The sequence below is a fragment of the Cupriavidus gilardii genome (assembly GCF_008801915.1).
Taxonomy (GTDB): Bacteria; Pseudomonadota; Gammaproteobacteria; order Burkholderiales; family Burkholderiaceae; genus Cupriavidus; species Cupriavidus gilardii.
Genome location: NZ_VZOV01000024.1, coordinates 54,264 through 65,706, shown reverse-complemented (window position 1 = coordinate 65,706; position 11,443 = coordinate 54,264). Strand labels below are relative to the sequence as shown.

Genomic DNA, 11,443 nt, shown 5'->3' with positions numbered 1-11,443 from the left:
GCACCGCGGCCGCCGATGGCGCCGCGCCGCTGCCCGGCGGCGATGCGCGGCGCGGACCCGCCGGCGCGGCGGCGCCCGGACAGCCGGCGCTGGAAACCCGCGACCTGACCATCCGCTTCGGCGGCCATGTGGCCGTCAACGCGGTGTCGTGCGCGTTCCGCGCCGGCGAGCTGACCTGCATCGTCGGCCCGAACGGCGCCGGCAAGACCACCTACTTCAACCTGATCTCGGGCCAGCTGGCCCCGACCGGCGGCCGCATCGCGCTGTACGGCCGCGACATCACCGGGCTCAGCGCGTCGGCCAAGGCGCGCCGCGGCATCGGCCGCGCCTTCCAGCTGACCAGCCTGTTTCCGAACCTGTCGGTGCTGGAGAACGTGCGGCTGGCGGTGCAGGCACGGGCCCGCATCGGGCTCGATCTGCTGACCGTCTGGAGCAGCCATCGCGGCGTCAATGCCGAGGCCGAGCGTTGCCTGGAGCGGGTCGCGCTGGCGGCCAAGCGCGACCTGACCGTGGCCGCGCTGCCGCACGGCGACCAGCGCAAGCTCGAGGTCGCGATCCTGCTGGCGCTGCGCCCGCGCGTCTTCATGTTCGACGAGCCGACCGCCGGCATGAGCGTCGACGAGGTGCCGGTGATCCTCGACCTGATCCACGAGATCAAGCAGGACCGCGCGCACACCGTGCTGCTGGTCGAACACAAGATGGACGTGGTGCGCTCGCTGGCCGACCGCATCGTCGTGCTGCACAACGGCGGCCTGATGGCCGACGGCGATCCGGCCGAGGTCATTGCCTCGCCGATCGTGCAACAGGCCTATCTGGGCCTGCCGGCCGACGGGGAGGGCGGCGATGCCTGAGCACACCACCTTGCCGTCCGCGCCGCAAGCTGCCGCTCGGCCGCTGCTGCGCCTTCGCGACGTGCACACGCATATCGGTCCATATCACATCCTGCACGGCGTCACGCTCGAGGTGCCGCGCGGCGGCGTGACGATGCTGCTCGGGCGCAACGGCGCCGGCAAGACCACCACGCTGCGCACGGTGATGGGCCTGTGGCGCGCCAGCGCGGGGCGGATCGAATTCGACGGCAGCGACATCACCGCGCTCGACACGCCGGCGATCGCGCAGGCCGGCATCGGTTACGTGCCCGAGAACATGGGGGTGTTCTCCGACCTGACGGTGGCCGAGAACCTGCGGCTGGCCGCGCGCCAGGGCCCGGCCGATCCGCGGCGGCTCGACTGGGTGCTGCGCATGTTCCCGGCGCTGAAGGTGTTCTGGCATCAGCGCGCCGGCGTGCTGTCCGGCGGCCAGAAGCAGATGCTGTCGGTCGCGCGCGCCATCGTCGAGCCGCGCCGGCTGCTGATCGTCGACGAACCGACCAAGGGGCTGGCCCCGGCCATCATCCAGAACATGATCGCGGTGTTTCGCGAACTGAAGCAGACCGAGGTGTCGATGCTGCTGGTCGAGCAGAACTTCCAGCTGGCGCGCGCGGTCGGCGACACGGTGGCGGTGATGGACGACGGCCGCGTCGTGCACGCCGGCACCATGGCCGAACTGGCGGCCGACGAGGGCCTGCAGCAGCGCCTGCTGGGGCTGTCGCTGGCTGCGCATCAATGATGCCGGCCCCTGTGCGAGGAAACCCGACCATGACCGCTGGCAGCACCGCATCCAAACCCGCCGCCCCCGTGACCTCGGTCAGTGCCGACGCCACGCCGGCGGCCAATGCCACCCATCTGCCGGCGGCCCGGCTCGACTGGCTGCCGCTGGCGCTGGCGCCGCTGCTGATGCTGCTGGCGTACCCGCTGATCGGCAGCGGCTCGACCTGGCTGACGCTGACGATCGCCGGCCTGGCGATGGGCATGATCATCTTCGTGGTGTCGTCGGGGCTGACGCTGGTGTTCGGCCTGATGGACGTGCTGAACTTCGGCCACGGCGCCTTCATCGCGCTGGGCGCCTATATCGCGGCCTCGGTGCTGCTGCCGCTGGCGCCGTGGGTCGAGGCCGACAGCCTGGCGCTGAACCTGGCGGTATTCGCGCTGGCGATCTTCGCCGCGATGGCGGTGGCCGGCGCGCTGGGCCTGGCCTTCGAGCGCGTGGTGGTGCGTCCGGTCTATGGCCAGCATCTGAAGCAGATCCTGATCACGATGGGCGGCATGATCGTCGCCGAACAGCTGATCAAGGCGATCTGGGGACCGGAGACCATCGCGCTGACGCTGCCGGCGAGCTTTCGCGGCGCCGTGCTGCTGGGCGATGCCGCGATCGAGAAGTACCGGCTGATCGCGGTGGTGCTGGGGCTGGTCGTCTTCATCGCGATGCTGCTGGTGCTGAACCGCACCCGTATCGGCCTGCTGATCCGCGCAGGCGTCGAGAACCGCGAGATGGTCGAGGCGCTCGGCTACCGCGTGCGCCGGCTGTTCGTCGGGGTCTTCGCCGTCGGCGCGGGGCTGGCCGGCATGGGCGGCGTGCTGTGGGGCCTCTATCAGCAGAACATCACCGCGGCGATCGGCGCGCAGGTCAATGTGCTGATCTTCATCGTGATCATCATCGGCGGGCTGGGTTCCACCGCGGGCTGCTTCGTCGGCGCGCTGCTGGTCGGGCTGATGGCCAACTACACCGGCTTCCTGTTTCCCAAGGTGGCGCTGTTCTCCAACATCCTGCTGATGGTGCTGATCCTGCTGTGGCGGCCGCAGGGCCTGTATCCGGTGGCCCGCCGCTGAAGCCGCGCCGCCGCATCCTTGCATCGCCATCGTTGCCCGCTATCGAGACACCGACCGCATCATGATCCGATTGCTCTCCGGCGATACCCCGCGCAGCCGCGTGCTGACGGTGCTGCTGCTCTTGCTGCTGCTGGCGCTGCTCTGCACGCCGTTCCTGATCCCCGGGGCGCGCGCGTTGAACATGGCCGCCAAGATCTGCATCTTCGTGGTGCTGGTGGCGAGCTACGACCTGCTGCTCGGCTACACCGGCATCGTCTCGTTCGCGCACACGATGTTCTTCGGCATCGGCGGCTATGGCGTCGCGATCGCGATGACGCGCTTCGAGCCTGGCTGGGGCGCGCTGCTGGCAGGCGTCGCCGGCGCGCTGGCGGTGTCGATGCTGCTGGCGCTGCTGATCGGGCTGTTCTCGCTGCGCGTGCGCGCGATCTTCTTCGCGATGATCACGCTGGCGGTGGCGACCGCCTTCGCCACGCTGGTGTCGCAGCTGTCCGACTGGACCGGCGGCGAGGACGGGCTGTCGTTCAAGGTGCCGGCGCTGCTGACGCCGGGCTTCGCGCTGGAGGATGCCGACGGCGAGGCGATCGAATGGCTGGGCGTGCCGCTCAATGGCAAGCTGTTTTCGTATTACCTGGTGCTGGCCGGCGCCGCCGTGCTGTTCCTGATGCTGCTGCGCGTGGTCAATTCGCCGTTCGGGCGCGTACTGCAGGCCATCCGCGAGAACGACTTCCGCGCCGAGGCGATCGGCTACCGCACCGTGGTCTACCGCACGGTGTCGACGGTGCTGTCGGCGGCCTTCGCGACGCTGGCCGGCGTGCTGATGGCGATCTGGCTGCGCTACAACGGCCCGGATACCTCGCTGTCGTTCGAGATCATGGTCGACATCCTGCTGATCGTCGTGATCGGCGGCATGGGCACGATGTATGGCGCGGTGATCGGCACCGTGCTGTTCCTGCTGGCGCAGACCTATCTGCAGGACGTGATGGCGCTCGCCAGCGAGGCCACCGCGGCGCTGCCGCTGCTGTCGTCGCTGCTGCATCCGGATCGCTGGCTGCTGTGGCTGGGTTTGCTGTTCGTGCTCAGCGTCTATTATTTCCCGCAGGGCATCGTCGGACGCCTGCGCGCCGCGCGGTGACGACCATGACCGAGCTCACCATCGAAGTTCAACGCGAGGCGGGGCGCCCATGTACGTAGTCGACTGGCTGCACAAGCACGCACGGCACCGCCCCGACAAGATCGCATTGGTCGATGTCGACAGCGGCCGGCAGGTCAGCTACCGCCAGTTCGACGAACGCGCCAGCCGCTTCGCCGAATACCTGACCGACACGCTGGCGCTGGCCCCGGGCAGCCGCATCGCCGTGCTGGCGCACAACAGTTCCGACTATCTCGAGATGCTGTACGGCTGCGCCAAGGCCGGCATGGTGATGGTCTGCCTGAACTGGCGGCTGGCGCCGGCCGAACTCGCGCCGATCCTCGACGACTGCACGCCCGAGGTGCTGGTGGCGGGCGACGGCTTTCTCGATGTCGCCGCCGAACTGGCACGCGGGCGCGCGCTGCGCGCGGTGCTGCATCTGGCCGACGACGAGGCGGCCGACGTGCCGGCGGGCTGGACCGAATACGAGGCGGTGCTGGCCGCCGCGTCGGGGCGCATCGTCGAGATGCCTTGCCGCGACGAACACGAGGTCTGGCATCTGCTGTACACCTCGGGCACCACCGGCCGGCCCAAGGGCGTGATCCAGACCTACGGCATGGTGTTCTTCAACGCCGTCAACGCGACGATCGCCAACCGCATCACGCGCGACGACGTGATGCTGGCGGTGCTGCCGTTCTTCCATACCGGCGGCCTGAATCTGTACGCGAATCCGGTGCTGCATGCCGGCGGCACCGTGCACGTCGCGCGCCAGTTCGATGCGGGCGCGACGCTGGCGCGGCTCGATGCGCGCTCGGGCGCGGGCATCACGATGTTCTTCGCGGTGCCGTCGATCTACCAGTTTCTCGCCCAGCATCCGGACTTCGAGCGGGCCGACCTGTCGCGGCTGCGCAGCTGCGCGGCCGGGGGCTCGCCGGTGCCGCTGCCGCTGCTGCACGCATACCAGGCCAAGGGCGTGACGATCTGCTTCGGCTTCGGCATGACCGAGACCGGCCCGACGGTGTTCGTCGCCGACGAGGACACCGCGCGCCGCAAGCCGGGCACCATCGGCAAGCCGGTCGGCTCGATGCTGACGCGCGTGGTCGATCCGCTGGGCAACGATGTCGCGCCCGGCGAGCGCGGCGAGCTGCTGATCAAGGGGCCGGGCGTGACGCCGGGCTACTGGAATCTGCCCGAAGCCACCGCGGCCGCGCTGCGCGACGGCTGGCTGCATTCGGGCGATATCGCCTATGTCGATGACGACGGCGACTACTACATCGTCGATCGCGCCAAGGACATGTTCATTTCCGGCGGCGAGAACGTCTATCCGGCCGAGGTCGAACAGGCGCTGTTCGCGTTGCCGCAGGTTGCCGAGGCGGCGGTGATCGGCGTGCCCGACGAGCGCTGGGGCGAGGTCGGCATGGCGCTGCTGGTGCTCAGGCCCAGTGCGCAGCTGGAGCCGCGGGACGCGATCGCGCATTGCCGGCAGCTTCTGGCCGGCTACAAGGTGCCGCGCCACGTGCGCGTGGTCGACGCCTTGCCGCGCACGCCCTCGGGAAAGATCGAGAAACACAAGCTGCGCATGCAATACCGGCAGCATTGATGCGGCGCTCGCATGCGGCGTTGCCATGCAAGGAGACCACGATGCAGCAGACACACCGACGCGAAGCGGCAGGGCAACGGCGCGGCCGGCCCAGGGCAAGGGCGGGATCGGGAGGGCGGACGCCGCTGGTCCCGTTGCTGATTGCGCTGGCCTGCATGGCGCTGTCTGGCTGCGGCTCCGACGATGACGACGACCATGGCGCTCCGGTCAACCAGCGCCCCGCCTATATCGGCTCGCTGACGGTGCACGACTACGACGGCAACGCCGACGATCTGCTGACCGCCGGGCTCGGCAAGGACGGACTGGCCGGCACCGCGCCGCTGCCGGCCGATCCCAACGCGCCGACCCGCACCGAGCTGCGCCGCTATGCGATCTGGAGCAACTACCAGGCGCTGGTCGATGTCAGCGCGGCGGGCGGCTACGGCACGCTGTACGGACCCAATGTCGATGCGCAGGGCAATGTCACCGGCGGCCAGGGCAAGATCGCCGGCGTCGAGTATCTGGCCTACGCCGACGACGGCAGCGGCCGGCAGAACGTCACGATGATGGTGCAGATCCCGGCCAGCTTCGATCCCGCGCGGCCGTGCCTGATCACCGCCACGTCGTCCGGCTCGCGCGGCGTCTACGGCGGCATCTCGACCGGCGAATGGGGGCTGAAGCGCGGCTGCGCGGTGGCCTATACCGACAAGGGCACCGGCGCCGCGCCGCAGGATCTCGCCAACGACACCGTCGCGCTGATCGACGGCACCCGCACCAGCCGCGCCGCCGCCGGCCGCGAGGCGCATTTCGCCGCGCCGATCGACGACAACGCGCGCGCCGCCTTCATCGCCGCGGCGCCGCATCGGCTCGCCTTCAAGCACGCGCATTCGCAGCGCAATCCCGAGAAGGACTGGGGCCTGTTCACGCTGCAGGCGATCGAATTCGGCATCTGGGCGATCAACGACCGCCATGGCGAGATGCGCGACGGCCAGCGCCGCCGCACCATCGGCAAGGACAAGCTGCTGGTGATCGCCTCGAGCCTGTCCAATGGCGGCGGCGCGGCGGTCGCTGCGGCCGAGGCCGACGTGCAGGGCCTGATCGACGGCGTCGCGGTCAGCGAGCCGAACCTGAACATGCCGCAGGATGCCGGCATCACCGTGCGGCGCGGCGGCACGCCGGTGGCCGTCAACGGCCGCACGCTGTACGACTACACGACGATGGCCAACCTGCTGCAGCTGTGCGCGGCGCAGGACCCGGCCAACGCGCAGGCGCCGGCGGTCGGCTTCTACGCGACGCTGGGCGCCGTCCCGGCCAACCGCTGCGCCGCGCTGGCCAGCGCCGGCATCGTCAAGGGCGCGACGCTGGCCGAGCAGGCCGCCAGCGCGCAGCAGGCGCTGCGCGACTATGGCTGGGAGCCGGAGTCCGCGGTGCTGCACGCCTCGCTAGGCTTCTTTGAAGTCGCCAGCGCGGTGTCGGTGACCTATGCCAATGCGCTGTCGCGCGCCAGCGTGACGGACCGGCTGTGCGGCTACAGCTTCAGCGGCATCAACGCGGCGTTCGAGCCCGCGCCGGTGACGCAGGCGCAGATGGCCAACATGTTCGCGACCGGCAACGGCGTGCCGCCGTCGTCCGGCGTGCAGCTGATCAACGACCTGGACCCGCGCGGTCCGCGCCGCGATCTGCTGTCGCGCTCGCCGGGCTCGCCGGTGGACGACGCCAACACCGCGGGCGCGCGCTGCCTGCGCGATCTGGTGACCGGCAATTCGCCGCAGGCCCTTGCGCTGCAGGTCGGCCAGCGGCTGACGCTGCGCAACGGCAATCTGCGCGGCAAGCCGGCGCTGATCGTGCATGGCCGCGACGATGCGCTGCTGCCGGTCAACCACACGTCGCGCCCGTATCTGGGCCTGAACCGGCAGCGCGAGGGCGCGGCGAGCCGGCTGTCGTATGTCGAGGTGACCAACGCCCAGCACTTCGACGCCTTCAATGCGCTGGTGCCCGGCTATGGCAATCGCTACGTGCCGCTGCATCTGTACCTGAACCGCGCGCTCGACGCGATGTACGACCATCTGCGCAACGGCACGCCGCTGCCGCCGTCGCAGGTGGTGCGTAGGTGCCGCGCGGCGGTACGCCGAACTCGCCCGCGCCGGCAATCCAGCCGTCCAATGTTCCCGGCTTTGCCGCCAACCCTGCCGCCGGCGACCGCATCGAGGTCGTCGGGGGCATCGTCGAGGTGCCGCAGTGACGATGGCCATCCCGCAGCCTTCCCAGCCTTCCGGGTCTTCCGTACCGTCCGCGCCGCGCGTGCTGACGCAGCAGGACTTCGATCGCTTCGCGCGGCTGTCGCGCGACGACAATCCGATCCACTGCGAGCCGGCGTTTGCGCGCGGCACGCATTTCGGCGCCACCGTCGCGCACGGCATGCTGCTGTTCTCGTTGCTGTGCGCGCAGATGCAGCGCGGCCGCGCCGGGCCGGTGCTGCCGCTGGCGCAGACGCTGATGTTCCCGCAGCCGACCTACGTCGGCGACGGCGTGGTGGCGGAGCTGGTGCCGGGGGAGGGCGCGGCCGGACGGATCGGGCTGCGCACCGCGATCCGTTGCGTGCAGCGCGGCGGCCGCGCGTTGCCGGCGGGGGACGCGCCGGTCACCGCCAGCGGCGACGCCGAGCTGCTGCTCGATCCCGACGCGGCCGCGCTGGCCGGGCCGCTCGTGTCCGGTGCAGGCGGCGCGGGCGCCGCGGCGGCAGGCGACGCGGCGCTGTACCACCTGAGGCCGGGGCAGCAGGCCGACGCGGTGCGCGCCTTCGAGCGGGCCGATCTCGACGAGTACGTGGCGCTGAGCGGGGACGCCAATCCGCTGTATGCCGACGCGGCGCTGGCCAGGCGCCGCGGCTTCGACGGCCCGCTGGTGCCGCTGCCGCTGCTGGCCGGCATGTTCTCCGACCTGCTCGGCACCCGCCTGCCGGGGCGCGGCACCGGCTGGATGAAGCAGTCGCTGCGGCTGCGCGCGGCCGCCCGGCCGGGCGAGCCGCTGCGGGCCTCGGTACGGATCGTGCGGCTGCGCGCCGACAAGGAGCTGGTCAACCTGGCCACCGACATTACCGGCGAGGACGGCCGGCCGGTGCTGCAGGGCGAGGCGCTGGTGCTGGTGCGCAACCTGGAGCGCAAGCTTGCCGGCGATGCCGGCGGCTGCGCGCAGGACCGCCAGACCGCGGTATCTTCCTGATCCGTCCGCTGGCGCGATCCTTGCGCCACATCAAATCCGCATCGCTTCGTCTTGAAATGTCACGGCAAAGCCCTATCTTCGGCAGTGACATCCGGTGTCCTGCCGGCCGACGACGCGGTGCTCTGCGACTGCGCCGCTGGGGCCGCCTCGGGACACGTATCCCAGAGAGGGTTTCCCTATGCGTCTTGACAAACTGACTACCCGATTCCAGGAAGCGCTGGCCGATGCCCAGACGCTGGCGATCGGCAACGACAACCAATACATCGAACCGCAGCACCTGCTGCGCGCGCTGCTGGCGCAGAACGACGGCTCGGCGCGCGCGCTGCTCTCGCGCGCCGGCGTCAACATCAACGGCCTGGCCAGCGCGCTGGACGCCGCGATCAAGCGGCTGCCGCAGGTGCAGGGCACCAGCGAGGTCCAGCTCGGCCGCGAGCTGGCGGCGCTGTTCAACGCCACCGAGAAGGAGGCGATCAAGCGCGGCGACCAGTTCGTCGCCAGCGAGCTGTTCCTGCTCGCGGTCGCCGACGACAAGGGCGAGACCGGCCGCATCGCGCGCGAGCACGGCATGAGCCGCAAGTCGCTGGAGGCGGCGATCGACGCGGTGCGCGGCGGCGAGTCGGTCAACAGCGCCGATGCCGAGGCCCAGCGCGAGGCGCTGAAGAAGTACACGATCGACCTGACCGAGCGCGCCCGCATGGGCAAGCTCGATCCGGTGATCGGCCGCGACGACGAGATCCGCCGCGCGATCCAGATCCTGCAGCGCCGCACCAAGAACAACCCGGTGCTGATCGGCGAGCCCGGCGTCGGCAAGACCGCGATCGTCGAGGGCCTGGCGCAGCGCATCGTCAACGGCGAAGTCCCCGAGACCCTGAAGAACAAGCGTGTGCTGGTGCTCGACATGGCGGGCCTGCTGGCCGGCGCCAAGTATCGCGGCGAGTTCGAGGAGCGGCTCAAGGCGGTGCTGTCCGATATCGCCAAGGACGAGGGCCAGACCATCGTCTTCATCGACGAGATCCACACGATGGTCGGCGCCGGCAAGGCCGAGGGCGCGATCGACGCCGGCAACATGCTCAAGCCGGCGCTGGCGCGCGGCGAGCTGCACTGCATCGGCGCCACCACGCTGGACGAATACCGCAAGTACATCGAGAAGGATGCCGCGCTGGAGCGCCGCTTCCAGAAGGTGCTGGTCGACGAGCCCACGGTCGAGGCGACCATCGCGATCCTGCGCGGTCTGCAGGAAAAGTACGAGCTGCACCACGGTGTCGAGATCACCGACCCGGCCATCGTCGCCGCGGCCGAGCTGTCGCACCGCTATATCACCGACCGATTCCTGCCGGACAAGGCGATCGACCTGATCGACGAGGCGGCCGCGCGCATCAAGATGGAAATCGACTCCAAGCCGGAGGAGATGGACAAGCTCGAGCGCCGCACGATCCAGCTGAAGATCGAACGCGAGGCGGTCAAGAAGGAGACCGACGAGGCCTCGCGCAAGCGGCTCGAACTGATCGAGCAGGAGATCGAACGGCTCGAGAAGGAGTACGCCGATCTCGACGAGATCTGGAAGGCCGAGAAGGGGGCTGCCCAGGGCGCCGCCGCGCTGAAGGAGGAGATCGACAAGATCCGCCTGGAGATCGCGCGGCTGCAGCGCGAGGGCAAGCTCGACAAGGTCGCCGAGCTGCAGTACGGCAAGCTGCCGGAACTCGAAGGCAAGCTCAAGGCCGCCACCGCGGCGGAGGCCAGCGAGCAGAAGCAGCCGAACCGGCTGCTGCGCACGCAGGTCGGCGCCGAGGAGATCGCCGAGGTGGTCAGCCGCGCGACCGGCATTCCGGTGGCGAAGATGATGCAGGGCGAGCGCGAGAAACTGATTGCGATGGAGGACTATCTGCACAAGCGGGTGGTCGGCCAGGACGAGGCCGTGCGGCTGGTGTCCGACGCGATCCGCCGTTCGCGCGCGGGGCTGGCCGACGAGAACAAGCCGTATGGCTCGTTCCTGTTCCTCGGCCCGACCGGCGTCGGCAAGACCGAGCTGTGCAAGGCGCTGGCCGAGTTCCTGTTCGACTCCGAGGAGCACCTGATCCGCATCGACATGAGCGAATTCATGGAGAAGCACAGCGTGTCGCGGCTGATCGGCGCGCCGCCGGGCTATGTCGGCTACGAGGAAGGTGGTTACCTGACCGAGGCGGTACGGCGCAAGCCGTATAGCGTGGTGCTGCTCGACGAAGTCGAGAAGGCCCACCCGGACGTGTTCAACGTGCTGCTGCAGGTGCTCGACGATGGCCGGCTGACCGACGGCCAGGGCCGCACCGTGGACTTCAAGAACACGGTGATCGTGATGACCTCGAACCTGGGCTCGCAGATCATTCAGCAGATGAGCGGCGAACCGCACGAGGCCGTCAAGGGCGCCGTGTGGCAGGAGGTCAAGACGCAGTTCCGGCCGGAGTTCCTGAACCGCATCGACGAAGTGGTGGTGTTCCACGCGCTCGACCAGAAGCACATCGAGTCGATCGCGAAGATCCAGCTGCAGCGGCTGCAGTCTCGTCTTGCGCGCATGGACATGGCGCTGGAGGTCAGCGACGCGGCGCTCGAGCGCATCGCCAGCGCGGGCTACGATCCGGTGTTCGGCGCCCGCCCGCTGAAGCGCGCGATCCAGCAGCAGATCGAAAACCCGGTCGCGCGGCTGATCCTCGAGGGCAAGTTCGCCGCCAAGGACGTCGTGCCGGTGGACTACCAGAACGGCGAGTTCACGTTTGGGCGGGTGGTGCATTGACCCGCGGGGCGACAGTCGTTTCGGCGAATTCCGCCACA

The 11,443-nt window shown here is 69.7% G+C and carries 7 protein-coding genes and 1 pseudogene; all 8 read left to right on the top strand.

Features of this window, described 5'->3' with window-relative positions; genetic code table 11:
* The first annotated feature begins 29 nt into the window (after positions 1-29).
* The 8 genes and pseudogenes from F7Q96_RS21995 to clpB all read left to right on the top strand — a co-directional run bounded on the left by F7Q96_RS21995 (position 30) and on the right by clpB (position 11,405).
* The gene (locus tag F7Q96_RS21995) at positions 30-851 is read left to right on the top strand and encodes an ABC transporter ATP-binding protein (protein WP_082371437.1); all 822 of its coding nucleotides are present in this window, start codon (positions 30-32) and stop codon (positions 849-851) included.
* Positions 844-1,608: an ABC transporter ATP-binding protein gene (locus tag F7Q96_RS21990; protein WP_053821623.1), complete on the top strand. Its 765-nt coding sequence runs from the start codon at positions 844-846 to the stop codon at positions 1,606-1,608. The genes F7Q96_RS21995 and F7Q96_RS21990 overlap by 8 nt, the downstream gene beginning before the upstream one ends.
* 29 nt (positions 1,609-1,637) lie before the next feature.
* Positions 1,638-2,708, top strand: coding sequence for a branched-chain amino acid ABC transporter permease (locus tag F7Q96_RS21985; RefSeq protein ID WP_390885770.1), 1,071 nt, complete (start codon positions 1,638-1,640; stop codon positions 2,706-2,708).
* Between the two features lie 61 nt (positions 2,709-2,769).
* The gene (locus tag F7Q96_RS21980) at positions 2,770-3,840 is read left to right on the top strand and encodes a branched-chain amino acid ABC transporter permease (RefSeq protein WP_082371438.1); all 1,071 of its coding nucleotides are present in this window, start codon (positions 2,770-2,772) and stop codon (positions 3,838-3,840) included.
* A 49-nt stretch (positions 3,841-3,889) separates the two neighbouring features.
* Positions 3,890-5,437 carry an acyl-CoA synthetase gene (locus F7Q96_RS21975; RefSeq protein WP_151023286.1) on the top strand — a complete coding sequence of 516 codons (1,548 nt, stop codon included), beginning with the start codon at positions 3,890-3,892 and terminating at the stop codon, positions 5,435-5,437.
* 41 nt (positions 5,438-5,478) lie between these two features.
* Positions 5,479-7,658, top strand: a pseudogene (locus F7Q96_RS21970) (D-(-)-3-hydroxybutyrate oligomer hydrolase).
* 2 nt (positions 7,659-7,660) lie between these two features.
* Positions 7,661-8,638 (top strand): MaoC/PaaZ C-terminal domain-containing protein, encoded by a 978-nt coding sequence (locus F7Q96_RS21965; protein WP_053821625.1) that lies wholly within the window; start codon positions 7,661-7,663, stop codon positions 8,636-8,638.
* A 178-nt stretch (positions 8,639-8,816) separates the two neighbouring features.
* Complete coding sequence (gene clpB, locus F7Q96_RS21960; RefSeq protein ID WP_053821626.1) at positions 8,817-11,405, top strand: ATP-dependent chaperone ClpB; 2,589 nt, start codon at positions 8,817-8,819, stop codon at positions 11,403-11,405.
* The last annotated feature ends 38 nt before the right edge of the window (positions 11,406-11,443 follow it).

Excerpts from the sequence above, each read along its gene's own strand:
- F7Q96_RS21985 (WP_390885770.1), top strand. The coding sequence starts at position 1,638 with ATGACCGCTGGCAGCACCGCATCCAAACCCGCCGCCCCCGTGACCTCG.
- F7Q96_RS21975 (WP_151023286.1), top strand. The coding sequence starts at position 3,890 with ATGTACGTAGTCGACTGGCTGCACAAGCACGCACGGCACCGCCCCGAC.
- F7Q96_RS21980 (WP_082371438.1), top strand. The coding sequence starts at position 2,770 with ATGATCCGATTGCTCTCCGGCGATACCCCGCGCAGCCGCGTGCTGACG.
- F7Q96_RS21965 (WP_053821625.1), top strand. The coding sequence starts at position 7,661 with ATGGCCATCCCGCAGCCTTCCCAGCCTTCCGGGTCTTCCGTACCGTCC.
- F7Q96_RS21990 (WP_053821623.1), top strand. The coding sequence starts at position 844 with ATGCCTGAGCACACCACCTTGCCGTCCGCGCCGCAAGCTGCCGCTCGG.
- clpB (WP_053821626.1), top strand. The coding sequence starts at position 8,817 with ATGCGTCTTGACAAACTGACTACCCGATTCCAGGAAGCGCTGGCCGAT.